General features: G+C 48.1%; 21 protein-coding genes and 1 riboswitch. Of the genes, 3 read left to right on the forward strand and 18 right to left on the reverse strand.

What is annotated here, in order from left to right; all coding sequences use genetic code 11:
- The 4 genes from MCG98_RS17250 to MCG98_RS17265 form a co-directional block, all read right to left on the reverse strand.
- Positions 1-1,332, reverse strand: coding sequence for a pyrimidine-nucleoside phosphorylase (locus MCG98_RS17250; protein ID WP_240303089.1), 1,332 nt, complete (start codon positions 1,330-1,332; stop codon positions 1-3).
- 71 nt (positions 1,333-1,403) lie between these two features.
- Positions 1,404-1,817, reverse strand: coding sequence for a cytidine deaminase (locus MCG98_RS17255; RefSeq protein WP_240303090.1), 414 nt, complete (start codon positions 1,815-1,817; stop codon positions 1,404-1,406).
- A gap of 228 nt (positions 1,818-2,045) precedes the next feature.
- The gene (locus tag MCG98_RS17260; protein ID WP_240303092.1) at positions 2,046-4,484 is read right to left on the reverse strand and encodes a hypothetical protein; all 2,439 of its coding nucleotides are present in this window, start codon (positions 4,482-4,484) and stop codon (positions 2,046-2,048) included.
- Between the two features lie 169 nt (positions 4,485-4,653).
- Positions 4,654-6,681, reverse strand: coding sequence for a hypothetical protein (locus MCG98_RS17265; protein WP_240303093.1), 2,028 nt, complete (start codon positions 6,679-6,681; stop codon positions 4,654-4,656).
- A 264-nt stretch (positions 6,682-6,945) separates the two neighbouring features.
- Positions 6,946-7,029: riboswitch (ZMP/ZTP riboswitch) on the forward strand.
- A 124-nt stretch (positions 7,030-7,153) separates the two neighbouring features.
- On the opposite strand from MCG98_RS17265, the gene MCG98_RS17270 reads away from it, so the two are divergent.
- Complete coding sequence (locus tag MCG98_RS17270) at positions 7,154-8,839, forward strand: formate--tetrahydrofolate ligase (RefSeq protein ID WP_240303095.1); 1,686 nt, start codon at positions 7,154-7,156, stop codon at positions 8,837-8,839.
- Between the two features lie 73 nt (positions 8,840-8,912).
- Positions 8,913-9,689 carry a formate/nitrite transporter family protein gene (locus MCG98_RS17275; RefSeq protein ID WP_240303096.1) on the forward strand — a complete coding sequence of 259 codons (777 nt, stop codon included), beginning with the start codon at positions 8,913-8,915 and terminating at the stop codon, positions 9,687-9,689.
- Here MCG98_RS17275 and MCG98_RS17280 read toward each other — a convergent pair.
- Positions 9,665-10,669: an NAD-dependent epimerase/dehydratase family protein gene (locus MCG98_RS17280; protein ID WP_240303097.1), complete on the reverse strand. Its 1,005-nt coding sequence runs from the start codon at positions 10,667-10,669 to the stop codon at positions 9,665-9,667. The genes MCG98_RS17275 and MCG98_RS17280 overlap by 25 nt on opposite strands.
- A gap of 163 nt (positions 10,670-10,832) precedes the next feature.
- On the opposite strand from MCG98_RS17280, the gene MCG98_RS17285 reads away from it, so the two are divergent.
- The gene (locus MCG98_RS17285; RefSeq protein WP_240303098.1) at positions 10,833-11,432 is read left to right on the forward strand and encodes a TetR/AcrR family transcriptional regulator; all 600 of its coding nucleotides are present in this window, start codon (positions 10,833-10,835) and stop codon (positions 11,430-11,432) included.
- A gap of 27 nt (positions 11,433-11,459) precedes the next feature.
- Here MCG98_RS17285 and MCG98_RS17290 read toward each other — a convergent pair whose 3' ends face one another.
- From MCG98_RS17290 to MCG98_RS17350, 13 genes are all read right to left on the reverse strand, one after another.
- Positions 11,460-12,893 carry an ABC transporter permease gene (locus MCG98_RS17290; RefSeq protein ID WP_240303099.1) on the reverse strand — a complete coding sequence of 478 codons (1,434 nt, stop codon included), beginning with the start codon at positions 12,891-12,893 and terminating at the stop codon, positions 11,460-11,462.
- Positions 12,856-14,382, reverse strand: a complete 1,527-nt coding sequence (locus tag MCG98_RS17295) for a hypothetical protein (RefSeq protein ID WP_240303100.1) — start codon at positions 14,380-14,382, stop codon at positions 12,856-12,858. The genes MCG98_RS17290 and MCG98_RS17295 overlap by 38 nt, the downstream gene beginning before the upstream one ends.
- Positions 14,379-15,122 (reverse strand): ABC transporter ATP-binding protein, encoded by a 744-nt coding sequence (locus tag MCG98_RS17300; RefSeq protein ID WP_240303101.1) that lies wholly within the window; start codon positions 15,120-15,122, stop codon positions 14,379-14,381. Before MCG98_RS17300 ends, MCG98_RS17295 begins: the two co-directional genes overlap by 4 nt.
- 167 nt (positions 15,123-15,289) lie before the next feature.
- Entirely contained in the window at positions 15,290-16,270 is a 981-nt protein-coding gene (locus MCG98_RS17305; protein WP_240301369.1) for a hypothetical protein, read from the reverse strand.
- A gap of 14 nt (positions 16,271-16,284) precedes the next feature.
- Positions 16,285-17,799 carry a sugar ABC transporter ATP-binding protein gene (locus MCG98_RS17310; RefSeq protein WP_240286132.1) on the reverse strand — a complete coding sequence of 505 codons (1,515 nt, stop codon included), beginning with the start codon at positions 17,797-17,799 and terminating at the stop codon, positions 16,285-16,287.
- Positions 17,800-17,886: 87 nt separating this feature from the next.
- Positions 17,887-18,963, reverse strand: coding sequence for a substrate-binding domain-containing protein (locus MCG98_RS17315; protein ID WP_240303102.1), 1,077 nt, complete (start codon positions 18,961-18,963; stop codon positions 17,887-17,889).
- Positions 18,964-19,427: 464 nt separating this feature from the next.
- Complete coding sequence (locus MCG98_RS17320; protein WP_240303103.1) at positions 19,428-19,703, reverse strand: metal-sensing transcriptional repressor; 276 nt, start codon at positions 19,701-19,703, stop codon at positions 19,428-19,430.
- 62 nt (positions 19,704-19,765) lie between these two features.
- Positions 19,766-21,097 carry a magnesium transporter gene (gene mgtE, locus MCG98_RS17325; protein ID WP_240303104.1) on the reverse strand — a complete coding sequence of 444 codons (1,332 nt, stop codon included), beginning with the start codon at positions 21,095-21,097 and terminating at the stop codon, positions 19,766-19,768.
- 221 nt (positions 21,098-21,318) lie between these two features.
- Complete coding sequence (locus MCG98_RS17330) at positions 21,319-23,430, reverse strand: penicillin-binding transpeptidase domain-containing protein (protein ID WP_240303105.1); 2,112 nt, start codon at positions 23,428-23,430, stop codon at positions 21,319-21,321.
- A gap of 2 nt (positions 23,431-23,432) precedes the next feature.
- Positions 23,433-24,329: a M15 family metallopeptidase gene (locus tag MCG98_RS17335; protein ID WP_240303106.1), complete on the reverse strand. Its 897-nt coding sequence runs from the start codon at positions 24,327-24,329 to the stop codon at positions 23,433-23,435.
- 12 nt (positions 24,330-24,341) lie between these two features.
- Positions 24,342-24,692, reverse strand: coding sequence for an arsenate reductase family protein (locus MCG98_RS17340; RefSeq protein ID WP_240303107.1), 351 nt, complete (start codon positions 24,690-24,692; stop codon positions 24,342-24,344).
- Positions 24,693-24,704: 12 nt separating this feature from the next.
- Positions 24,705-25,391, reverse strand: a complete 687-nt coding sequence (locus MCG98_RS17345; RefSeq protein WP_240303108.1) for an HAD family phosphatase — start codon at positions 25,389-25,391, stop codon at positions 24,705-24,707.
- Entirely contained in the window at positions 25,388-26,056 is a 669-nt protein-coding gene (locus MCG98_RS17350) for a YkgJ family cysteine cluster protein (RefSeq protein WP_240303109.1), read from the reverse strand. The genes MCG98_RS17345 and MCG98_RS17350 overlap by 4 nt, the downstream gene beginning before the upstream one ends.
- Positions 26,057-26,059: the final 3 nt, after the last annotated feature.

The raw sequence follows: 26,059 nt of genomic DNA on the forward strand, positions 1-26,059 counted from the left end.
TTATTTATCCTGGTAAATTCGTACTCCGTTCCGGTCTACCACAGCCAAAATCAGCGGGATCTTTTCAGGAGGCTTCTCCTCGATCTCCACGGCAGCCAGCAGGCGCACAGCAGCGGCTTTGGCCAGGTCTTTCCGTGACGTATGCAGAACAGCGACTGTCTCCCCTTTTGTCACTTTGTCTCCAGTTTTTTTTCTCATTACAATTCCCGCCGAAAAATCAATACGGCTTTCTTTTGTCTCACGTCCTGCTCCGAGTATGCAGGAAACTGCTCCGCATTCCTGAGCATCCATGTGAACGATATAACCATCTTTTTCTGCTTTCACCTCATATAAAATGGACGCCTTTTGAAACAGTTCCGGATGGTACAGCACCGAGGCATCTCCGCCCTGAGCAGTTACCATCTCCGCAAATTTTTCCATCGCTGTCCCATTTTCAATAGCCTTCTTTGCTTTTCTCTTACACTCCGGGACTGTCCCGATCCCTGCCAGCTCCATCATATGTGCGGCTAACTCTATACAGATCCTTGTCAGATCATCCGGTCCGCGTCCCTGAAGTGTCTCTGCTGCTTCCGCCACTTCCAGAGAGTTACCTATACAATTCCCAAGCGGCAGATCCATATCTGTGATCAGTGCGGTCACTCTTCTGCCTGCCCGTTCACCGATCGCTGACATTTTCTGCGCGAGGGCGACGGCGTCTTCCGAAGTTTTCATAAATGCGCCGCTCCCCACCTTGACATCAAGCAGTATACAGTCGCTTCCCGCCGCCAGCTTTTTACTCATGATCGATGCGGCTATCAGCGGTATGCTCTCGACTGTCGCGGTCACATCTCTGAGTGCATATATTTTTTTATCAGCAGGCGCAAGATTGCCCGACTGTCCGATCACACTGATTCCATGACGTTTTACAATATCGATAAACCTGGTCCGTTCGATGCTGGTCTGGTATCCCGGTATGGATTCCAGCTTATCTACCGTTCCTCCGGTATGACCAAGCCCCCGGCCTGACATCTTGGCGATCCTGACTCCGCAGGCAGCCGCGATCGGCGCCGCAATCAGCGTCGTTTTATCACCGACGCCTCCGGTAGAGTGTTTATCCACTGTAATGCCTGAGATCTCTGACAGATCCACCATATCCCCCGAATGTGCCATGATATCTGTGAGATCTGCCAGCTCCTCATCTGTCATGCCCTGAAAGTAGATAGCCATCAGCATAGCCGCCATCTGATAATCCGGTATCTCGTCCTTTACATACCCCTGAATCATATAGGAGATTTCTTCTCTTGCCAGCGTTTTGTTATCACGCTTTTTTACTATCAAATCATACATCCGCATAATAAAAGCCCTCTCTTTTTACCATTATAGAGATAACCGGCAAAAAAGGGAAGGGCTTTTTGATTACATTTTTATTGCAGATTATTTCGTGAAAACTGCAGCGGCAGAAGTTCTTTCAGTGTATATTCTTCATATTTCGTCTCTGATCTGGCCAGAATCACCCGCAGGTCTCCATCTGAGAATTCTGACAGAACCTGCCTGCATACACCACATGGTGCACACAATTCCCGCTCATTTTCCCTGCCTTCCAGATTCCCTGCGATCGCGATCGCCAGAAATCTGCGTCTGCCTTCCGACACCGCTTTGAAGACAGCTGTACGTTCAGCACAGTTCGCGGCAGAATATGCGGCATTTTCAACGTTGCACCCGGTGTAAATGCTTCCGTCCGCACACAGAAGTGCCGCACCGACCCGAAATCTGGAATACGGAGCGTATGCCTGCCCCTGTGCTTCGATCGCCTGTTTAATTAAAAAGCTTGAATCCATGTCAGACCTCCGTCATTTTCTCTCAACTGATCTGAGACTATTATATCGTTATCCCAGATGGATTACAATGCTTAAATAATGGCTTCTGAGTCAACAAAAGACGAAGCGGGAGTTAAATTCAATTCCACGCACATATCTTCCATATCATGAGGAATGTCAGCAGAACTCAAAAAAAGAAAGCAGATTGCCCATATCAAAATCGGTAATCCGCTTTCCCTTAATTAACACTTACACTAAATCCGCCAGGATCTGAGCCGCAGTTTTCTTGGCGTACCCATCCGGATCACTCAGCATCCTGGACCCGCTGAGATCCCATCGAAATCTGTGAAGCCCTTCCGAACCCGGACCATATAAGTACGGCGTGATATTACATACCGGTGAAAGCTCCGGTTTATTAGCAGATGATGATCTGAACTTCTTCATATATTCCTTTGCGAGTCTGATCGCCTCGCTGTTCTGATTGTTTCCTTTCGTGACGGTTCCGCTGATCTGTACGCCTGCCTGCGGTGTGCAGTGCAGAATCACATAGCTGCCGTCACTGCATTTTCCCAGTACGATCCAGACATGTCCATCATAACCGACCACATCACCTGGCATAAAGGATGCAGAAGTCGTACGGTCCACATAGCTTCCCCAGCCATTGTTTCCATACAGGCGAGGAGTGTCTCCGGAGATTGTAGTACAGCTCTGCTGATTGCTCTTTGTATTCACCGTATTATAGACTGACCAGCCCACATACCCTGAACAGTCCAGTCCCTTCTTGTATTGGTAGCGGTATTGATCATAGTTATAATTTTTATTCTGAGAATTGTAGAACTTTTTCCAGTTTGGATTCACTCCAATCCGGACCGCATCGCCGCCTGTCCAGTCATCATGGCCTCCTCCCCAGATATACAGGGTTGTCCCCACCGGTTTCAGCGCATTGGCGAGAAACGCTTTGAGCGTCCTGCTCTGTATCGCGGCACCATTGGGGCCCAGCACAATCCCATCAACGGTAGTGTTACGGCGCATCCTGCCGTCAGTGCCGAAATAATACTTACTGCCCTCAATCGTCCGCCAGCCCGTATACATCTTCCCGATATTTCCATCGGCGTTTCCCTTCTGGAAGTAATAGGTGTGGTTGTTCAGCGTCCGCCAGCCGGTGTACATCTGTCCCTTTTGGCCATAGTCTCCGCCTATCTGAAAATAATGGGTGTTTTTCCCGAGCGTCCGAAAACCAGTATACAGTTTTCCCCGCTCTCCGGCTTTTCCTCCGATCTGAAAATAGTATCGTTTGCCGTTCATCAGCCGCCAGCCGGTATTCAGTTTACCAACGTTTCCGTCAGCATTTCCCTGCTGGAAGTAATAAACCTTGTTGTTCATTGTCCGCCAGCCGGTATACATCTGGCCTTTTTGACCGGCTTTCCCGCCCATCTGAAAATAATAGGTATTTTCTCCGAGCGTCCTCCAGCCCGTATACATCTTTCCGCGCTCTCCGGTTTCTCCGCCCATCTGGAAGTAATAGACCTTGTCGTTGATCGTGCGCTGCCCGGTATACATTTTACCGATATTTCCATCGGCATTCCCTTTCTGGAAGTAATAAACTTTGTTGTTCATCGTCCTCCAGCCCGTATACATCTGGCCCTTCTGACCAGTTTCTCCGCCCATTTGGAAGTAGTGAATATTTTTTCCAAGCGTACGCCAGCCGGTATACATCTTCCCGCGCTCTCCGGCGCCTCCGCCCATCTGGAAATAATAGACCCTGCCGTTCATCGTACGCCAGCCGGTATACATTCTGCCGATATTTCCATCGGCGTTCCCTTTCTGGAAGTAATAAACTTTGTTGTTCATCGTCCTCCAGCCCGTATACATCTTTCCGCGCTCTCCGGTCCCTCCACCGACCTGGAGATAATATGTATTGTTTCCGATCGTCTGCCAGCCGGTCCGCATCGCACCGGCATTTTTCCCCGACTTCTCAAAATAGTATCTTTTGTTAGATATATCCTGCCAGCCGGTGTTCATCTTCCCTTCAACCGAACCCGACTCTTCAAAATAATAAGTGTTACCGGCTATATTCTGCCAGCCGGTCCGCATCGCTCCTTTCACCCCCGGAGCCCCTGTCTCCGTCAGATAATAGGTACCGCTTTTGATCGTGATCCAGCCTGTTTTGAGTCTGCCCCTTGAATCAAAATAATACCAGTATTTACCGATCTCTTTCCATCCAGGCGAGGAATAGCTTCCATCTGAAAACCGATATCTGAGGTCACCGTTCGTCTCTGTGACCCATCCGGCTTTGACCCGTGCAGCCAATAAATCTTCCGGCTCTTCAGCAGCCTCCACTTCTTCATCTTCAGGGACCACCGTGACCTCCGGTTCCTGGGTTACTTCCGGCGTCTCCACCGCCTGTGGTTCCTGCGTGATGTCCGGCTCCTCTGTCACCTCCGGCTGGGCTGTGACAGACGGATCCGGTTCTCCCGTCACCTCCGGCTCCTGCCCTTGTTCATCATCCGCCTCGGGAAGCTCCGTTCCTTCCTGAGCCTGCTCATCACTCTCTCCCTGTTCCAGCGCTGCCCGACCGTTATCCTGTTCCCCGAACACCTGCTCGGGAACTGTCAAAACTGCCATACAAAAGATCAGTACGAATGCCAGAACACGTTTTACTCTGAGTTTATCATATCGTGGTGTCAAAATTAATTCCCCTCTCCCCAATCAGGATTATTTGTCTTTTTCTGACGTTTTGCAGTCTCTATTTTACGTTTATTATAAATAGATTACAATACCTTTTCAAAAAAATACAAAAGCAGATGATGGGAAATAATTCCAACCATCTGCTTCGATTCCTTTATTCAAAATATGGTTACACTAAATCTGCCAGAATCTCCGCAGCAGTTTTATCTGTATATCCATCCGGATCACTCAGCATTTTTGAACCGCTCAAATCCCAGCGGAAACGGTGAAGTCCTGCATAACCTGGGCCATACAAATATGGCGTGATATTGCATACAGGTGAGAGTTCCGGTTTATTAGCGGATGGCGATCTGAACTTTTTCATATATGTCTGTGCAAGTCTGATCGCCTCGCTGTTCTGATCGTTATCTGTTGTGACGGTTCCGCTGATCTGAACACCTGCCTGCGGCGTGCAGTGCAGGATGACGACACTGCTGTCACTGCACTGGCCAAGCACAATCCAGACATGTCCATTGTAACCGACCACGTCACCGGGTTTAAAAGAAGCCGAGGTCGTGCTGTCCACATAGCTTCCCCATCCCCTGTTTCCGTATAAACGCGGAGTGTCTCCGGATATTGTAGTGCAGTTCTGCTGGTTGCTCTTTGTATTCACCGTATTATAGACTGACCAGCCCACATAGCCGGAACAGTCAAACCCTTTCCCATAGTTTTTCGGGATATTACTTTCACTCGGGTCATACCTGTAACTTCTATTCTGAGAATCATAGAATTTTTTCCAGTTTGGGTTCACACCTTTTCGAAGCGCATCCCCGCCAGTATAGGCGTCATGTCCTCCACCCCAGATATACAGAGTCGTACCCACCGGCTTCAACGCATTGGCAAGAAATGACTTGAGAGTTTTCCCCTGTATGGCAGCACCGTTGGGGCCCAGCTCAATTCCATCAACCGTGGTATTGCGGTACATTTTACCGTCTGAGCCAAAATAGTACTTATTGCTTTCAATGTTCCTCCAGCCGGTATACATCTTGCCGATATTGCCATCAGCATTACCTTTCTGGAAGTAATAGACGTCACTGTTCAGCGTCCGCCAACCCGTATACATCTGACCCTTTTGACCGGCTTCTCCGCCCATCTGAAAATAATGGGTGTTTTTCCCGAGCGTCCGAAAACCAGTATACAGCCTTCCCCGCTCCCCGGCTGCCCCGCCTATCTGGAAATAATATCTTTTGCCATTCATCAGCCGCCAGCCTGTGTTCAGTTTGCCGGCGTTTCCATCGCCATTCCCCATCTGGAAATAAAAGACTCTGTTGTTCATCGTCCGCCAGCCTGTATACATCTTACCTCTCTGACCAGCTTCCCCGCCCATCTGGAAATAATAGGTGTTTTTTCCGAGCGTCCACCAGCCGGTATACAGCCTTCCCCGCTCCCCGGCTCCTCCGCCTATCTGGAAATAATAGGTGTTCTTTCCGATTGTCTGCCAGCCGGTCAGTACCTTCCCGGCATCTTCGCCTGACTCTTCAAAATAGAATCTCCTGTAGGATATGTTCTGCCAGCCGGTATACATCCTGCCCTCTACCGAACCCGACTCCTCGAAATAATATGTATTGCCGGATATATTCTGCCAGCCAGTCAGCATTGAGCCCTTTACTCCCGGGGCTCCTGTCTCCGTCAGATAATAGGTACCGCTCGGTATCGTGATCCAGCCTGTTTCAATTACGCCTCTCGAGTCAAAATAATACCAGTAACCACCGATTTCCTTCCAGCCCGGTGCCGAATAACTTCCATCCGGAAATCGATATTTAAGTTCTCCGTTCGTCTCCGTGACCCACCCCGCTTTGGCTCTTGCCGCCGTTAAGTCTTCCGGCTCTTTGGTCACTTCTTCCTCTTCAGGAACCACCGTAACTTCCGGCTCTGCCGTAACTTCCGGCGTCTCTGTAACCTGCGGTTCTTCCGTGATGTCCGGCTCCCCGGTAACAGACGGATCCGGTTGTCCCGTCACCTCCTGTCCATTTTCACTGTCCGTCTCAGGAAGCTCCGTTCTTTCCTGTTCCTCACTGCCTCCCTGTTCCGGCACTGCCTCTGTCTGACCGTCAGTCTGTGCTCCAAACGCCTGCACAGGAACTGTCAAACCCGTCATACAGAGGATTAACAAGATTGCCAGAATTGTTTTCCATCTTCTTATCAGATTTTGTACCATGATCCTCCCCCTTATTCTGCACCCTTCAACCTGCAAAATATTTCATCAGTCTAAATTTTTTAAGAAACTTTAACGTTATTATACAATTATTACATTTCTTTTACAATATTATATTTCAGTGTTTCTTATGACTATATTATTTTTTTATCATAATATTCTTCTTTTTTACCACAAATTTAATGATACTACGCACTTTTCAAACAGGCTTAAGAAACGGTTGACATTCATTTTCCCCCATGCTAACATAAATTCATAAATCAAATATGGAGTCTTGATAACTGACGGATAATTGTGGGTTACCACTGTGGAATCATGACTTCGCGCAAGCCGACCGTCTGGGCAACATTTGTAATAGCGATTACATGTGTTGTCCTTTTTTATAACAGTTAATAACATGTAGCAAAATACATAGCTGTACAGATAGCTGGATGCGCACAACACCACTCAGTGAAGTGAAAGGAGAAATTTTACTATGGGATTCAAATCAGACATTGAAATTGCTCAGGAGAGTACAATGACGCCAATTACCGAAATTGCAGCAAAAGCGGGGATTGACGACAAATACCTCGAACAATACGGTAAGTACAAAGCAAAAATTGACTACAATTTATTGCAGGAATCTGATGCACCCAACGGAAAGCTGGTCCTGGTAACCGCAATCAACCCGACACCCGCAGGAGAAGGCAAAACAACAACTACAGTGGGTCTTGCCGATGGTCTGCAGAAGCTCGGCAAAAATGTTATGGTCGCACTTCGCGAGCCATCTCTCGGACCGGTCTTTGGTGTGAAAGGCGGTGCCGCAGGCGGCGGATATGCACAGGTAGTCCCAATGGAAGATATCAATCTGCATTTCACAGGTGATTTTCATGCGATCGGAGCCGCCAATAATCTTCTGGCCGCTATGATTGACAACCATATTTTCCAGGGCAATGCGCTGAATATTGACCCGCGTAAAATAACCTGGAGAAGATGTGTGGATATGAATGACCGTCAGCTGCGTAATATCGTAAACGGCCTCGGCGGCAAGACAAACGGTATGCCGCGCGAAGACGGATATGATATCACAGTTGCGTCTGAGATCATGGCTGTTCTCTGTCTTGCCCGGGACATCGACGACTTAAAACAGCGTCTCTCCCGTATTATCGTCGGTTATACTTATGGTAGTGTTGCGGAGCAGAAACCGGTAACTGCAGGTGATCTGAATGCTCAGGGAGCTATGTGTGCACTTCTGAAAGATGCGTTGAAACCAAACCTGGTGCAGACTCTGGAACACGTTCCTGCTATCGTACACGGAGGTCCATTTGCCAATATCGCTCACGGCTGCAACTCCGTCATCGCAACCAAGATGGCACTGAAACTGGGTGATTACGCAATTACAGAGGCAGGATTCGGCGCTGACCTCGGAGCCGAGAAGTTTCTCGATATCAAATGTCGTATGGCGGGCCTGACACCTTCCGCTGTTGTCATTGTGGCAACCGTCCGCGCTCTGAAATATAATGGCGGTGTTCAGAAAGCGGATCTGAATAATGAAAACCTGGAAGCACTGGAAAAGGGCCTTCCAAATCTGCTCCAGCATGTTGGAAATATCAAAAACGTATACGGTCTTCCGTGTGTCGTCGCAATCAATGCATTCCCGACAGATACCAAGGCTGAGCTTGACCTTGTAGAGTCCAAATGCCGTGAACTCGGCGTTAACGTTGCTCTTTCGGAAGTATGGGCAAAAGGCGGCGAAGGCGGTGTCGCTCTCGCAAAAGAGGTCATTCGTCTTGTGGAGGAACCGAGTGAGTTCCACTATTCATATGAACTGGAAGGCAGTATCGAAGATAAACTGAACCAGATTGTTAAAAAGATTTACCATGGAAACGGTGCCGTCCTGACTGCCAATGCTCAGAAGCAGGCTCAGGAACTGGAGGCAATGGGCTTTGGAAACTGCCCGATCTGCGTTGCCAAAACACAGTACAGCTTTACCGACGACCAGAATAAGCTGGGGGCTCCTACGGATTTCGATGTCACTGTAAGAAACCTCAAGATTTCCGCCGGCGCAGGCTTTATCGTAGCACTGACGGGCGAAATCATGACGATGCCCGGTCTCCCGAAAGTTCCTGCGGCAGAACGCATTGACGTAGACAGTTCAGGAAAGATTTCCGGTCTGTTCTAACAGTACCACGACAACCACAAAAGGGTGTAGAAAATTCTACACCCTTTTATTTGTATTTTTAGGAGGTAATATTATGTTCCAATCTGCTTATTCTGACGTAGTGAAGGCAGGATGCAATAAATCAAATCTTCTGAAAAAAAATCCCTGGGGATATCTGATGGCTTCCGTAATTGCCGGAATGTTCATTGCATTCGGCAGCTTCGTATGTATGACGATCGGCGGTATACTGATCGCAGACAGCGCAGCTACCGCGAAACTGATCTCTTCCCTTTCCTTTGCGTCTGCACTCAGCCTTGTCGTGATGGCAGGCAGCGAGTTGTTTACCGGAAACAACTTCGTTATGGCATGTGCTTCTTTTTCTAAAAAGGTAAGCTGGTTTGAGACGATAAAACTGTGGATTATCTGTTACTTCGGCAACCTGATCGGGAGCTGGCTCGCAGTCATACTTTACCACCTGACAGGTCTCACTGAAAATGCTGATGTCTCTTCCTATTTTGCCACTGTTTCCGTCGCGAAACTGTCACTCAGCCCTCTTGAAATGATCACCCGCGGTATCCTGTGTAATATTCTTGTCTGTCTGGCCGTCTGGTGCAGTATCAAAATGCAGTCAGAGGCTGCCAAGCTTATCATGATCTTATGGTGTATCTTTCTTTTTATGATGTGCGGTTTTGAACACAGTATCGCAAATATGAGTATTATCGGTGTGGGGCTTCTGCATCCGCTTACAGGTGTGGCTACCATCTCTGTTAATTATTACATAACAGACCTGTTTTTTGTTACCCTTGGCAATATCATCGGCGGAGTCGCATTTGTTGCACTTCCCTATTACTGGATTTCAGCTAAAGACTGACTTTTCATAAGCCAGCGTATCGTATCCAATATGGTCGCATACAGGTCTCTTGGTTTATAGTTCAATTCTGAAGTGGCTTTATCATGGGTAAACCTTCCATTACTTGTCAGTGCATACAAAGAATATCGGGTATACAGTGGTCGTCTCTTCTTCAGTTTTGCAACACGGCAGATCAGTGGAACCGACGCTTTTGCAATCCAAAGCGGAAGCGTCGGTAATTTTCTGCCTCCAACAATACTCTTTACCATCTTGAGAACTTCTGTTACTTCATAGTACTGGTTGGACAGTATGTAGCATTCTCCCTTTCTGCCTTTCACCGCCGCCCGCAGGCATCCCCCCGCGACATCCCTGACATCTACAAAATCATAACCTCCATGTACACATGCCGGCAGTTTACCTCTGATATAATCATCCACCAGCTGGACAAGATGATTTCCCGATCCATTGTATGGTCCCAAAATCCCGGATGGGTGTACAATGACTGCATCCAGACCCAAATCCACTGCATTCATCACTGCCTGCGTCGCTTCCGCCTTCGTCTTGGCATATCCCCCCACTACCAGATCAGCCGAAAACTCCCTCACTTCCTTCAGGACGGCATATCTGTTGTGTTCTGGTATGGCATGTACAGAACTGACATAGACAAGCCTTTGTACTCTATGTTCAAGGCACAGTTCGATGACATGTTTTGTCCCCCCGACGTTGACCTGCTGCATCAGATCGGACGCCTCATCTGAGATATCCACAATACCAGCGGTATGAATAACTATTACATCCCTGTGCTTTATATCAGAAAACAGCGGCCGAAGGCTGTCTTTATACCGAATATCTCCCTCCGTATACCTGACTTTATCCCCCATCCAGGCAGGTTCACCGGGCAGGAGCAGCCCCCGTACCTTCTCTCCACGCTTTAACAGAGTGCGGATCAGTGTATTTCCCAGGTGCCCGGCCGCACCCGTTATGATATAGAGACGCTTCATAATAAACACCTCGCAATCTTTTTGAACAACTTGTTGATTATTTTTCTTGTTTGTATTATACTAAATTCAGATTATGAATACAATCATCAAATTTTCACTATATGTTGTATATCCTAACACTTTGCTATTTAATGTCTTTCATTTACTGTTAAGGAGAAATTTTATGGAAAACAGGAAAAACAATGCCGGTGATCACAGGGTCCGGGTGACTAAGATGCTGATCAGGAAGGCATTTATGGATCTGCTCCAAAAAAAACCTATTCAGAGTATCTCCATAACGGAACTCTGCTCAGCGGCCGGTATCAATCGAGGCACCTTTTATTCTCACTATTCCAATATCAATGATCTTTTGAAAAAAATAGAGACAGATATGATGCTGGATTTTAAAAATGCACTGAACCCTCTGCTTCAGTCAGAATCCGAACCGCTCACTCCCGCCAAAATAACGACCGGAATTTTTACATGCCTCAAGGAGAATGCAGATATCTGCACGGTAACACTGGGGGATTACGGGGATAAAGACTTTGTTCTGCGTCTCATCCATCTTGGATACGAGGTTTATCAGAAAACATATCCCCAGTTTTTTGCAGGGGCAACGCCAAGGCAACTGAAGTATTTCTATTCCTACACGAGCGCCGGATGTATCGGACTCCTCCGTCACTGGCTCGATGAAGATATGATCACCCCTCCTGACGAGGTGGCTGCCATGGCAGAACAATTTATGATGCACGGTGCTGCATTCTCACAGACCCAAAAAAAATGACGCAGCCAGTGCGTCATTTTTCTCCAGTTATTCATTTCTGATCGCTGCAAGCGGACTGAGCCGTGTTGCCCGTAACGCGGGGAAGAATCCGGCAATGATACCGACACAGATGGCAAAAACCAGTGCAAGCCCTGCAAGCCAGACAGGAATATAGGAAACACTCGCGTTTGAATTTCCTGTCATATACTCCCCAATCGCAGCCCCAAAGTGGTTTAGCGCCCATGAAATCAGATAGCTCAGGGCCAGACCGGCCATTCCTCCCAGAAAACCGATAAATGCGGCCTCCGCAAGAAACAACGTACGAATATTTGCAAGACTGCATCCCAGAACCTTGATAATGCCGATCTCTTTTGTCCGCTCATAGATGGACATCATCATGGTATTCGCAATTCCAATCGCAGCGACAAAAAGCGAAACTGCCCCGATACAGCCAAGAACGAGCTGAATGCTCTGGAATTGTTTTTGTTGTGATTGTACCCACTCCGCATTCCAGTTCGGGGTATAGCCAAGATTCTTAATCTCATTCTGAACAGATTCCGCATTTTCCATATCATCAATTTTTACGTATGCCTGACTGTAAAAAATTTCCTTATATGGCTTGCCGGATTTCGTTGTGGGCTGTCCCGGTATCGCTTTATTCCGAAATACCTTTTTCAGCTGTGTTTTCAGAGGGTTGATATCACAGTAAACACTGTAACTCTGTTCCGTATATGTATTGAGATCTCCTGCCAGGACACCCGCTGTCGGAAAAACATACTTTTTCGGCGCTGTCACCTGCTGTGTCCCGGAGTCACCGCCTTCGCCTCCTCCATCGGAATTCCCTCCTCCCGTACTGCCCATCTTGCTTGTCCAGTAGGCATCCGCATCAAGGATGTAATACATTGGACGCGTGAAATCAACATCAGGAAGCTCTCCGGAATCCCAGTATCCCTGTCCGGTCGATTCATTGCTGAAATTGTAAATAACCTGATTTCCATAGACAAACTGAAGGTTTTCGGCTCCTTCTTCCGGCAGACCCCCATTTGCAAATTCCAGCTTCATCTGTTCCAGGGCCTCCCGGCTCATCCCATATACATCGAGATAGCCGATATATCGGCCCTGCTTCGCCATCATGGAAAGATTCAGCACCGGTGAAACCAACTTCACATGCGGTATCGCCGCAATCTGCTCTATCGTCTCATCTGTGATCCTTTTCTGCTCCTGGGTCCCACTGTCTTCCGATTCTTCCTGTGCCATCGCAAACCCCATCATAGCAGAACCACCCTCATAGACCTGTATCGTCGTGAGCCCTCCGCTGTTCTCCATCTCATCCATCGTTGTCTTATTCAGCCCAAGTCCCAGGGATACCATAACTACAATCGATGCTGTTCCAATCACTACACCAAGAATAGTAAGAAATGTTCTAAGCTTTCTGCGCCACAGATTACTGCAGCTCATCTTTATCAGATCCCAAAATTTCATCTGCCCATTCCTTTTCTTTCTTATGTTTCCGTCTGACCAGCAGCACCGAGACTATGATCACAGCCACTGCGCCGGCGCCACCGAGAATCCACCACATCAGATGTCCACTTGACTGGCCTTCCTCCATGCCCTCCATCCCGAGGTCATCCATCGGCATTTCATCCATGGACATCGCAGGATTTACGAACACAATACAGCTGCTTTCAAAAGTTTCCTGATTTCCATCCTGGTCTTCATATTTCACCAGTAGCTTTACCGTCCCGTCTCCCGTACTCTCAGCTGCTCCCATCGCCATCATGTCGACAGTTCCTGTTGCTCCGGCATCCAGGTTTCCGACAAATGCCTCTGCATTTGCGATGGACGGATCCTCAATCCTCGCACTGACATTGTATAATTTCGTCTTTCCCAGATTATAGATTTCAAATGTCACATTTGTCTCTTCGCCCACGGAAATTGCTTCCGGCATAACTGTGACTCTGCTGAGTTCAAAACGTGCCCTCTGGCGTACCGGGATGGAAATACTTGCCTTCTCTTCAAACTGCTGTGCCGATTCGTCCTCATATTTCATTGCCGCCTCTACCGGATACGGCTTTTGTATCAGGTCAGTCCGTGCGGTCATCTCCAGTGACACTTCCTTTGAGCTGTTTTTCGGAATGCTCTCTATGTACAACGTGCTCGACCCGTCTGCGGGCAGAAACGCATCAGCCGCCGTCTCACCCTCTCCGGCCTGCGGCGTCTGCAGTGTAATAACCATATTGCCCACTGTCGTTTTTTTGGATGTATTTCTCACTTTCAGGGTCAGCCTGAATGTATCGCCTGCGTTGACCGCTCCCGGATCTGTCTGAAAGCCTTCAATGATCACACGGGGAGTACTTCCTTTTTTCTCATCTTTCTCATCCTCTGATGTGGAGGGAGTACCGCCTCCGTCAGTGTAACCTCCGCCGTCGTAGACGCCCCCGCCATCATCCCCTTCCGGATCCATCACTGGCGGTTCCTCCTCCGGTGGCTCCTCCACAGGCTCTTCCTTCGCGATCGTCCTGACGTAAATGTATCTGCTGGCTTCCATGTCCCTGACAACTTCAGCTCCATCTTCCAGTACAGTCATCTGATATGAAAAAACAAAATTTATTTTTTTATATCCGGATGAAACATCTTCCCGGGTTTTTAATTTGAATACAACCTTATCTGGGTTGCCCTGCTTGACTAAATCAAGTGTTTCAAACACGTTGGTCTTTGTAATTTCAAATGGATAATCACTAGTATTTTCTTCCTGAAGAAGCGTAACTCTGACATTCATAATATCTGCTGATTCCTGGTTTATGAACGGTACTATGACCTCCGCCTCTTTTTTTGCCTCACACTGCGGTGCATCTGCTGTCCTGTCAATCAGTATCTTCCCTTCCTGCTCTGTCCCCTCTGCCCATACCACCGCCGGAAGTACCATCAGCAGGCATAACATGAATAACCCGGCTGCTTTCATCTTTTTCATCCTTTTTTACCCTCTCTCATGTTTTCAATCTTTACAATCTTCCCGTCAATAATGTGGAAAATACGGTCAGCAAAACTTGCAAGATGATTGTCATGCGTTACCATGACCAATGTCTTTTTCTGTTTGCGCACCACATCCTGCATCAGTCTCATGACGTCTGCAGATGTGTTGGAATCCAGGTTTCCAGTCGGTTCGTCCGCAAATATGATCGCCGGATCGACCACCAGTGCTCTGGCCACGCCTACCCTCTGCTGCTGCCCACCGGACATCTGCATCGGCTTGTGAAACAAATGGTCGGACAATCCGACTGTCTTCAACAGCTGTGCAGCCCTCTTCAGTCTGATTCTTTTTCTGATACCGCGAAAGCTCAGTGGAAGTGCTACATTTTCAAGGGCATTCATCGTCGGCAGCAGGTTGAATGACTGAAAAATAAACCCAATCCGCTCTCTTCTGAAACGTACCAGTTCATTTTCATTCAGTTTCTCCATATGCTTTCCCTGAATGATCACTTCCCCTTTCGTCGGTTTCTCCAGCCCTGCCAGCATATTGAGAAGTGTTGATTTACCGGACCCTGATGTACCGACAATAGCACAAAATTCTCCGGGGAAAATTTCCATATCCACTCCGTTTAGCGCTCTCACCTGTGTCTCACCCACCCGGTAAATCTTATACAGATTTTTTACTGAGATGACAGGTTTTTCCGTACTTTCCATACTCATCGGCTCCCCTTGTATATTCATGCTCCCATTATCTCCTATAAACAGCTTAAGGTCAATAAATTATATGTAAAGTTTAGAAATTTGAAAAAGATTTAAGAAACAGGAAAAAGGCATCGGACATATGTCCAACACCTTTCCCTGTTTTGGAGATGATACAACGAATATGTATAATTCTTATATCTACAAAATTATGCTTTTCTTGCGTTCTTTCTCATATCCATCGCAACCGCTCCGACGATGATGAGGCCCTTGATGATATTACTGAAGTTGTCATTCACTCCGATCAGTACCAGGCCGTTGTTGATCACTCCCAGGATCAGGATACCGCACAGCACTCCCGTCACGCGGCAGATTCCTCCCGTATGGGATGTCCCACCGACTGTCGCCGCCGCGATCGCATCCAGCTCGTAGTTCAAACCGGAGTTTGCAGGGTCCGCTGATCCCGCACGCCCTGCCAGCAGGATTCCGCCCAGGGCTGCACAGGCGCCGCACCATACGTATGTCAGCACCAGGTTTCTCTCTACGTTGATACCCGCTACACGCGCCGCCTGGTCATTTCCCCCGATCGCATATAAGCTCTTTCCGAATCGGGTCTGCCCAAGGATAAAGGCTGCGATCCCGAAGACGATCAGAAATACCACGATGATGATCGGGATCGGCCCGATCTTCCCGCTTCCCAGCAGGCGGTAGCCGTCCGACAGGTTCGATACCGGGCGCGTCGTGAAGATCTTCGCCGCCGCACGGCAGATCAGCTGGCCGCCCAGCGTCGCGATGAATGCCGGCATCTTCGTGTACGCAATCAGCGCACCCTGGATCGCACCGATGGCGATACCCATTACCATGCCCAGCAGGATTGCCACAATCGCCGGTACCTGCACGCCGAAGTTTGCCAGCGCTTTTGTCGCCAGGTCCACCGGCTGTACCAGCGCACCGGTCACACACGCGATCAGCGCCGCGGATGCCCCGATCGACAGGTCGATGCCTCGCGTCAGGATCGCAAATGCCACACCGAACGCCATGATCCCCTTGATGGACTCGCCCGTCAGCAGGGTCCGCAGGTTGGCAATCGTTAAGAATTTCGGGTTGATGATACTTACAAGGATGACCAGGACGATCAGCACGATCCAGATCATATTATCAGATAAGCGTTTCTTTGTTTTCGCGTTCATTTGGTTGCCCCCTTCTAATTCGCTTTCGCTTCCCCTTCATGGGAAGTCGCATATTTCATGATCAATTCCTGTGAGAATTCCGAACGGTCCAGGATTCCGCTCACGTGCCCTTCGTGCATCACCACCATGCGGTCCGCCACTCCCATGACTTCCGGCATCTCCGATGATACCACGATGATCGCTTTCCCCTGGCCTGCCAGTTCCGACAGCAGGGCATGGATCTCGGACTTCGCCCCGACATCGATCCCTCGTGTCGGCTCATCCACGATCAGCACATCCGGGTTCGTCAGCAGCCATCTGCCGACCAGCACTTTCTGCTGGTTCCCTCCGGACAGGTTCTGGATAGGGGTTTCCATCGTCGGGGTTTTCACCCGGATCTTATCTATGTACGTCTGCGCGTCCTCGCGCATCTTCTTCGCATTCAGCGGCATCCCGTACGCCTTCAGGTTCAGGTTTGCCATGACCATGTTCTCACGCACGCTCAACAGCCCCACGATCCCGTTCCCGCGCCGGTCCTCCGTCAGCAGGCTGATATGGTTCTCAATCGCATCCTTCGGGCTTTTGATCTCCAGCTCTTTCCCGTCCTTTACAATCTTTCCCGACGTCTTGTGCCGCATCCCGAAGATCGTCTCCATCGTCTCCGTCCGGCCTGCTCCCACAAGCCCTGCGAATCCCAGGATCTCTCCCTTCCTCAGCTCAAACGATACGTGCTGTACCAGCCGGCCTGCGCACAGGTCCTCCACCTTCAGCACCACATCCCCGATCGGGCACTCCGTCTTCGGGAACATATCCGTGATCTCGCGCCCTACCATCAGCTGGATCAGCTTGTCCTGCGTCAGGTTCTCCGCCCGGTCCGTCGCGATGTACTCCCCGTCACGGTACACCGTGATGTCATCACTGATCCGGAAGATCTCGTCCATCTTATGCGAAATATAAACTATGGCCACGCCTTTTTCTTTCAAGTCTGCAATTATCTGAAACAGGTCCTCAACCTCTGACTCCGTCAGCGCCGAGGTCGGCTCATCCATGATTACGATCGATGAATCATAGGATACCGCCTTTACAATTTCAACCATCTGCATTTTTGCGACGGTCAGGTCTTTCATCTTATCATGCGGGTCTATGTCAAGGCCCATGCGCGAAAACAGTTCCACGCAGTCGTCATACATCTTCCTGTGGTCGGTCAGGATCCCTTTTTTCGGTTCCCTGCCAAGCCATACGTTGTCACACACGGAGCGCTCATACACCGGGGAGAGTTCCTGGTGGATCATCGAGATCCCGGCGTCCAGTGCCTCCTGTGTGGACTTAAAGCTGACTTCTTTTCCTTTATAGAGAATCTTTCCTGATGTTACCGGCTGGATGCCGATCAGGCATTTCATCAATGTGGATTTTCCGGCACCATTCTCGCCCATCAGCGTATGAACGGTTCCCGGGCGTACTTTTAACTGAACGCCCTTCAATGCGCGAACTCCAGGGAATTCTTTTACGATATCATGCATCTCCAGAACATATTCTTCACTCAAACCCATTCACCTCAGTCCTAATTTTTATGTTTATAGGTGCCGGCCTAAGGCCGGCACCTATAATCAAATTCAACAATTACCTGATCAACCGAATCAGTCGTAATCAGCTACGTTATCAGGAGTAACCGGCTCGAATGGTACCCACATGATATTTCCAGTTTCATCCAGTTCATAATCTGTACCTTCATTCAGTGCAGTTCCGGAAACCAGGTTCGCTGCTGCTTTAAGCGCGCCGTATCCCTGTCCGTTCGCATCCTGGAATACTGTCATAGCCAGTGTACCGTCTTTTACAGCCTGACGTCCGTCTACTGTAGCGTCAATACCTACAACAGGAACTGTAGTCGGGTCGATCCCCTGATCTTTCAGAGCTTCGATGGCACCGAGTGCCATTGCATCGTTATTAGCAATGATACAGTCATATTCGATTGTTGTCAGCAGCGGAGTGATCATATCCTGTGCTGTTGCACGGTCGAAATCTGCTGCCAGCGGAGCTGTTGCCTCTTCAGCTTTGATTCCGTTGTCTTCAAATGCCTGCAGACAGGAAGCTGTACGCTGTGTTGTGGAAACGTTACCGATTGTACCATTTAACAGGATGTATTTGATAGAATCTTTACCTTCTGCCTTGAATTTCTCAGAAAGGAAATCACCCTGATATTTACCTGACATCATCTCGTCAGAACCTACATATACCACGTTCTCGTTCAGAACAGCTTCTGTATCAACAGGCGGCCTGTTAACGAATACGACTTTCATATCACCGGCAGCTTCTACGATCTGCGGGCATGTCTCCGGGTCAACCGGGTTGACAATGATTGCTTTCTGTCCGTCGTTCCTTGCTGTCTCAACGAACTGGAGCAGTTTACTTGTATCGGACTGTGCATCCTGGGTAGTCAGGTTAATTCCCATTTCATCTGCTGCAGCGATTGCACCTGCCTCCAGTGTGGAAAGGAACTCATCACGCAGTGCCATAATCATTGTGATATTTCCAACTTCACTGTCACCGGCATCTGCTGAATCATCAGCCGCGTCTGCATCGTCAGATCCGCCTTCATCAGACGCTGTGTCTTCTTTTGCTGTGTTGGATGATGAATCATCTTTTCCGCCGCATCCGGCAAGTGTGCCGATTGCCAGCAGACCTACCAGGATTCCTGCTATTACTCTTCTCTTCATTGAAATTCTCCTCCTATAGCTTCCTTTACTCTAACTCTTTGCCTTTGACTGCCAGTTCCTACACCCAATGCAGTCACTCTGACCTCCGTTATCAGTAATTCCTCCTGTTCTTTTCTTCCTACTTGTCCAAGAACTTAGGAGGACCCGGGTCCTGATTCAAGGTCCGTTCACGAGTCTTTTTCATTATATCGTCCCTTGTTCATTTTGTCAATTTTAATTTCATATTTTTCTCAATCTTTGTACATAATTTATTCACATTTATTCCCGGGGATGTTTCTTGTGACAAAAAATTACATTTTTCCCAAACAGGTATTCATCGTTTTATACAATTTTATATTTTAAGTGTTATGTCTTTATTATTGAATTTGTTCATATACCGTTCATATTTTTTTCTTAACAAACAAAAACAGCAGGACTTCAAATTATCCTGAAATCCTGCTGTTTTACGGTACTTTTCCTGCTGTTCATTTCATATTTGAAAAACGTTCCACAGCCTTCGCAAAGCTGGCAATCGTCTTTTCCACATCCCCATGTTCAATGCCGTCACGTACACAGTGCTGCAGATGCCCTTCCAATACTACCTGACCGGCCTTGTGCAGTGCCGATTTTGCCGCATTGATCTGCATCAGAATGTCTTCACACGGAATATCCTCATCGATCATCCGGTCAATCGCCTGTATCTGCCCTACTATTTTCTTCAGCCTCCGGTGCAGATTATCCGAATCCATACACTGTCTCATCCATATCCTCCTTCGCATATTTAAACTGTTATTGTCAATTCAAATCTGTCCAGCATTTCTTTTTATAACGCAAACACTCTCGTTGCAATTGAAAAATATGCAATCACAGAGCAGGTATCTACAATTGTCGTGATCAGAGGCGCCGCCATGATCGCCGGGTCAAGATGTATCTTTCCGGCCAGCAGCGGCAGTACACATCCGATCAGCTTTGCAACGATCACAGTCGCAATCAGGGACATGCCAATCACAAGAGCCATCTGCAGATCATGATACACCAGCATGATCCTCACTGCATTGGCTGCCGCGAGCACCACGCTCACCAGCAGTGAGATTCTCAGTTCTTTAAACATTACTCTGAAAATATCCTTAAACTCAATTTCATGGAGTGCGATACCACGTATGATCAGCGTAGAACTCTGCGAACCACAGTTTCCCCCGGTGTCCATCAGCATGGGAATAAACGAAACAAGAAGGGGAATTGCGGCAAATGCATTCTCATACCGCGTAATGATCGCGCCTGTCACCGTCGACGAGAGCATGAGGACCAGCAGCCATACGATTCTGTTTTTGGCATGCGCGAGAACCGGCGTCTCAAAATACGTCCTTTCACTTGGACTCATGGCAGCCATCTTGGTAATATCTTCCGTTGCTTCATCTTCCATGACATCTATTGCATCGTCTACCGTGACAATCCCGACCATGAATTCATCTTTGTCAACAACCGGAATCGCCAGCAGGTCATATTTTGTAAAAAGCCTGGCAACCTCTTCCTGGTCATCGTGGGTACTCACGGATATGATTTCTGTCTCCATCAGATTTTCAATCAGCATATCATCTTCCGAGGTCATCAGATCTTTTGCAGTTACAATTCCGATAAGTTTTCTTTTCTCAAGAACATAACACGTATAGATCGTTTCCCTGTGAATCCCCACCTGTTTGATGTGCGCCATCGCCTGCGCAACCGTTGTATGTTTCCTTAAGTCCACATACTCCGTCGTCATGATACTTCCCGCACTGTCATCCGGGTAATTTAACAGCTGATTGATCAGGCTCCTTTTCTGAACCGTCACCGTATCAAGGATACGGGTTACCAGATTCGCCGGAAGATCTTCCAGAATATCCACGGTATCATCCATATAGAGGTCATCCAGAATTTCCCTCAGCTCTTTCTCTGTCAGCATCTCGACGAGATACGTCTGCATGGAGTGGTTCATATTGCTGAAAACATCTGCAGCCTTTTCTTTTGGGATCAGACGAAATGTAATCGTAAGTTCCTTATCTTCAAGCTCCGACAGCAGTGAGGCAATATCCACTGCGTTCATGACATTCAAAACGCTTCTTACAGCTTTGAATTCTCTCTGCCGTAAGAGTTCCATAAAAATCTCTCTGTTCATTTTTTCTTCTCCTTTTCACTGAAATAATACACGATCGATAACTGGCACCAGCATCCATTGCACTCACCTGCCTTTCCATATAAGATAATAAGCTCATCAATGCCATAGTTGATGAGCTCCTTCAATTCTTCTATATTTTATCCTCTTCGCGGTTATGTGTCAATGGGCGGCCGCATTAATTGCGTCCGCCCATCTGACAATTTTTTATTTTATACCATATCTCAGGACATAAAAGGCAAATACGCATCGAGCACGGCTTTGTCTTTTTCCACCACATACGTGCTTCCGCGCCGTTCCTTTACATCCTCAGCCATGCTGACAAGAAGCAGCGGCTGTTGTGTGTCTGCCTGTGCAGTAAATACCGCGAACCACCCAAGTTCCGTTCCACTTTGATCCTCTTTGGAAGCCTTAATCTCAGCGGTGCCTGTTTTCCCCGCAAGACGAATATCTTCGCGATGTGCCGCATACCCGGTTCCTTCCGGAGAGTTCACCACCAGTTCAAGGGCTGATTTCACAGTATTCGCCGCATCCCTGGTAAACGCCTGCGGTATCCAGGTCTCCGGCTGTATATCTTCCTGATACCGCAGACAAGGTTTTATGACACTTCCCTCATTGACGAATGCCGTATAAAGCGCAGCCATATGCAACGGATTCACAAGCATCTCTCCCTGTCCGTAACCGCTGTCTGCCAGTTGTATTTCCGTATCAATCTCACCTTCATTTGCATACTGTGACTGACTCATTTTAATTTCAAAAGGTATCTCCTTGCCAAAGCCCAGCCTGTCAAATTCACTCATCAGGCTGCCCGCTTTGATCTTCAGTGCCGCCTTTGCGAAATAAATATTATCCGAATAGATCAGTGCATTTTCAAGTGTTGCCGGCTCATAGTCATGCAGTGTCGTAACATGATAGTCACCCCAGCCGGCATCTTTCTGCCAGCTGAGTCCTGATCGTCCAAAATCTTCTTCGGCAGTGAATGCCCCCGTCGTAAGCCCTGTGGATGCGATCACCGGCTTCAGTGACGAACCCGGGCACCATGTTTGCCTGAACCGGTTATACATTGGCTTTTTCTCGTCATTGTTGAGCAGATCCCACTGTTCGGATGACATGCCAAGGATAAAATCATTGCTGTCAAAGGACGGGGTACTGACGAGCGCCAGAACCTCGCCGGTATAAGGATTCATCGCTACAGAACAGCTCTCGTCCTCTGCAAACTGTGTATATAAAAGCTGCTGCAGTTTGGCATCGATGGTCAGAGTAATGTCCTCGCCATCCTGCTTCGGCACAGAAGCAAGAACATATACTTCTTCACCAGCCTCATCCACCATGGAGATTTTCTTTCCATCTGTTCCCTTCAGTTCTTTCTCATACAGCCCTTCCATACCGCTGCGTCCGATGACACTGCTGCTGCTGTATCCTTCCCCCTCATGCTCCTCAAGATCCTCCGCCGTCACATTCTGCACATAACCTGTCAGATGGGACGCAGCTTCTCCATATGGGTAGGTACGCACGGATACGTCTGTCACCATCACTCCCGGTATCCCCAGCAATTCTTCCAGAAGTGCCGACTTTTGCTGCGCTGACTCACTCGGTTCATCCGTCATCAACTCCGTATCACCGAGTTTCTCTATATTCCTGATCGGCACCATAGAGTCATCCTTCACCCAGGCTGCTCCCAATTTTGTTTCAATACTCTCCGCCGTAACGTCCAAAAGCCCTGCCAGCTTTTCTATATCCGCGTCCGGATTTTCACTCATCTTACCGGGAACGAGTCCGACGGAAGACGCCGTGCCGGGTCCCGCCAGCATTTTCCCATTTCTGTCCAGTACCCTTCCTCTGGCAGCAGCATCCGTAGATACCCTGATTTTATCGGAGTGTGTCATCTGAGGAAAAATAATGCTGTCACTCCAGGAAAGTGCATATCCTTTTTCTTTGTCCTTAACAAAGACCGCCTGATTATCAAAACTGATTTCACCGGCAACGCTGTCCATCTCCGTGTGGTAAGAGACCGTGATCTCTGTCTTCCCTGTCTTTTCCGTACCGCTTACTTCAGTCTGAAAATTTTCAGCCTCGATCCCCTCATATATATTCTGATGCCGTTCAAGAAATTCTTCTTTCCCGACACGTTTCTGACTCTCCGTATCCAGCATCTCATACATGGAGCTGTAATCTCCCTGCCTGACATATTCCATGTACTGTGCAAGCAGCATATCCGGCTGTTTATCAGCCCTTTTCCCCCTCAGAAATAACAGAACTGCTCCCGCGATGAGCACAATTGCCAGACCGCATATCACACCGGCCAGCACTCCTTTTTTCAATTTCCTGCCCTTCATAATTACTGCTCCTCCAAATACTCTTCAAGTGTAATTCCCCGGCTCATGATCTGATATGCAGCATACTTGCCCACATATCTGAAATGCCACGGTTCATAGATCACACCGGTTATCTCTGTTTTATCTTCCGGATACCGAAGGATAAAACCATAGTCTGCACAGTTGTTGAGCAGCCACCGATATTCCGGTGTCTCCTCCTGTTCCTTCTCCAGCTCCTGATAGTCTTCGGAGACAATGTCAGCCGCAAGCCCCAGTCCGTGTTCACTGTGTCTTGCGTATGAAACATGCCTGCGTGCCTCGGTCTCTGCTTCCTCCTGGCTCATGCCTTCTTTCTCCATATGATACAGCACCTGCTCCTCAAAAAGTTCTTCCTGCCTCTCCTCTGACCGGTAAGCTGAACACACCACTGGCGACAGTCCCTGTGACCTGGCCGCCTCAAGCATACCCTGCAGCGCCCCCACCGCCCGCATGTCAAACTGCTGTCCATCTCCCAGATCTGTCAGCAGAAGCTCGTAATCATCCGGCATCGGATGATCTGCGTTCAGCAGAATCAGTTTCCAGTCTTTTTTATCAATCACTCCCACCGGTTCCGCAATATCCTGATCTGCACTTTCAGTAGATTCTGTATCTGCCTTTCCTGCTGCAGGCTCCGGTTTCACCTCCGCCTGGTCTGTGTTAGCCCGCCCCTCATCAAAAGCCTCTTCCATGTAAGCCGTCCATGCTGACACACATGTCACATACCCCACAGCAGCGAGATTGTGCATGAGATACACCAGCAGAAGAACCGCTGTACTCAAAATCAGAGACCGGATAAACCGATTTCGTCCCGCCCGCTTTTTCATCCTCTGTTTTGCACCTCCGTTACTGTCCCCCAGGATTTTCCGGCGTATCAGAATCACATCACCCTTTTTCTACAGCAACGTTTCTTCCCACTGCGACTCCTTAAAGCCCACCAGCACTGTCTGACCGGTGATAACCAGCGGCCGCTTTACCAGCATTCCATCCGATGCCAGCAGCTGATACTGCTCGTCCTCACTCATCGTGGGAAGTTTTTCTTTCAGTTTCATGTCTTTGTATCGCAATCCGCTTGTATTGAAAAAACGTTTCAGTGGCAGACCACTTTTCTCATGCCAGCATTTCAGCTCTTCCACCGTTGGATTCTCTGTTTTGATTTCCCTGTCCTCATACGAAATTCCATGGTCATCCAGCCATTTTTTTGCCTTTTTACAGGTACCGCATTTTGAATAACATAATAAAAGCATTGTTTTCTCCTTTCAGTCTGCGAATAAAAGTTCGCCTTCCTCATTAAAATCTACGGTCCGATAATCTGCTATAACGGGAACATCCCATTCCCTGCGCAGCAGTTCTCTGCCCTCTTTTCCCTCACCGATTCCTATAATTTCTGAAATTCCCGCATTCCTGGCCGACAAAATTCCTGCCGGTGCATCTTCAAACACAACACACTTTGATGGATCACACTGAATGCGTGCTGCGGCTCTGATATAGATATCGGGTGCCGGTTTTCCTGCGAATGTACCGTCATGATAGATAAAGTTTTGATCACTGAACCATCGGTCCAGATGTAACGTATCAAAATAAAAATCAACATTCGGACGCTGAGAGCTGGTAGCCACCGCATATGGGATATGCCTGTTCTTCATCTTGTCAAACATTTCCCTGGCCCCATCGGCCAGTCTGAAATTCTCACCCTGCTTCAGACACATTTTTCTGTAGATGACTTCCTTTTCTTCACCCAGACGTTCTGCTTGTTCTTTTGAGAATTTTTTTCCGAAGAAATACTCCAGAATAATGTCATTATTTTTTCCATGTACATTTTTCAGAAATTCTTCGTCCGATATTTCTTTCCCTCCTTTTTCCCTGATCAGCGTTCTCCATGCCGCCTCATTGAATACCGAGTCAAAGATCAGTGTGCCATTAAAATCAAAGATATATCCCTTCATCCTGGTACTCCTTTCTGTCTGGCGTTCTGCAGACGCTCATTGAACTGCTCATAAAAATCTTCTGTTGTATGATAAGCTCTGAGATAAAATTCCTGCAGCACATACAGGCTGGTCGCCCTTATCAGTTCCTGATCATCTGTTTGTTTTACGTTTTCCTGCTGTTCTTTCAGGAAATAATGCCAGTCTGTGATAAACTGTTCGTTTCTTTTCACATCAGGGGTATCGATCCATTTTTTCACTTTTACCTTTCCCCTGTTTTCCTTCCTGCATTCCCTGATCTGCAGGAAATACTGAAAAGTATTGTCTTCATAAATTCTTCCCAGCGGAAAGATCCTGCAGATCCCCGGCCGGAATGCATGGACCCTGCATCTTCCCCCGTTATCCAGAAAAACGCAGGTTTCGCTGTCACCGTCCATTTTCAGGTTCGGCAGAATCACGCCATCCACAATATTTAATTCAATTACCTGATCGATCATCCCTTCAAATGACAGGTTCAATCCTGCGGACATCCGAAAAATATCAAGGGGATCCAGCACAATTGAGTTTCCCATCCCGCGGCAGCAGGCCGAACAGCCTTCACAGTCCCTGCAGTCAGCTTTAACCATATCATTCAGGCCATACAGTCTTCCGTCAGAAATTTCTTTTAAATCAATATTTCTCTCCATGAT

The organism is Ruminococcus sp. OA3, from assembly GCF_022440845.1.
GTDB lineage: Bacteria > Bacillota > Clostridia > Lachnospirales > Lachnospiraceae > Ruminococcus_G.

Excerpts from the sequence above, each read along its gene's own strand:
- MCG98_RS17250 (WP_240303089.1), bottom strand. The coding sequence starts at position 1,332 with ATGCGGATGTATGATTTGATAGTAAAAAAGCGTGATAACAAAACGCTG.
- MCG98_RS17255 (WP_240303090.1), bottom strand. The coding sequence starts at position 1,817 with ATGGATTCAAGCTTTTTAATTAAACAGGCGATCGAAGCACAGGGGCAG.
- MCG98_RS17265 (WP_240303093.1), bottom strand. The coding sequence starts at position 6,681 with ATGGTACAAAATCTGATAAGAAGATGGAAAACAATTCTGGCAATCTTG.
- MCG98_RS17270 (WP_240303095.1), top strand. The coding sequence starts at position 7,154 with ATGGGATTCAAATCAGACATTGAAATTGCTCAGGAGAGTACAATGACG.
- MCG98_RS17275 (WP_240303096.1), top strand. The coding sequence starts at position 8,913 with ATGTTCCAATCTGCTTATTCTGACGTAGTGAAGGCAGGATGCAATAAA.
- MCG98_RS17280 (WP_240303097.1), bottom strand. The coding sequence starts at position 10,669 with ATGAAGCGTCTCTATATCATAACGGGTGCGGCCGGGCACCTGGGAAAT.
- MCG98_RS17285 (WP_240303098.1), top strand. The coding sequence starts at position 10,833 with ATGGAAAACAGGAAAAACAATGCCGGTGATCACAGGGTCCGGGTGACT.
- MCG98_RS17290 (WP_240303099.1), bottom strand. The coding sequence starts at position 12,893 with ATGAAATTTTGGGATCTGATAAAGATGAGCTGCAGTAATCTGTGGCGC.
- MCG98_RS17295 (WP_240303100.1), bottom strand. The coding sequence starts at position 14,382 with ATGAAAAAGATGAAAGCAGCCGGGTTATTCATGTTATGCCTGCTGATG.
- MCG98_RS17300 (WP_240303101.1), bottom strand. The coding sequence starts at position 15,122 with ATGAATATACAAGGGGAGCCGATGAGTATGGAAAGTACGGAAAAACCT.
- MCG98_RS17305 (WP_240301369.1), bottom strand. The coding sequence starts at position 16,270 with ATGAACGCGAAAACAAAGAAACGCTTATCTGATAATATGATCTGGATC.
- MCG98_RS17310 (WP_240286132.1), bottom strand. The coding sequence starts at position 17,799 with ATGGGTTTGAGTGAAGAATATGTTCTGGAGATGCATGATATCGTAAAA.
- MCG98_RS17315 (WP_240303102.1), bottom strand. The coding sequence starts at position 18,963 with ATGAAGAGAAGAGTAATAGCAGGAATCCTGGTAGGTCTGCTGGCAATC.
- MCG98_RS17320 (WP_240303103.1), bottom strand. The coding sequence starts at position 19,703 with ATGAGACAGTGTATGGATTCGGATAATCTGCACCGGAGGCTGAAGAAA.
- mgtE (WP_240303104.1), bottom strand. The coding sequence starts at position 21,097 with ATGAACAGAGAGATTTTTATGGAACTCTTACGGCAGAGAGAATTCAAA.
- MCG98_RS17330 (WP_240303105.1), bottom strand. The coding sequence starts at position 23,430 with ATGAAGGGCAGGAAATTGAAAAAAGGAGTGCTGGCCGGTGTGATATGC.
- MCG98_RS17340 (WP_240303107.1), bottom strand. The coding sequence starts at position 24,692 with ATGCTTTTATTATGTTATTCAAAATGCGGTACCTGTAAAAAGGCAAAA.
- MCG98_RS17345 (WP_240303108.1), bottom strand. The coding sequence starts at position 25,391 with ATGAAGGGATATATCTTTGATTTTAATGGCACACTGATCTTTGACTCG.
- MCG98_RS17350 (WP_240303109.1), bottom strand. The coding sequence starts at position 26,056 with ATGGAGAGAAATATTGATTTAAAAGAAATTTCTGACGGAAGACTGTAT.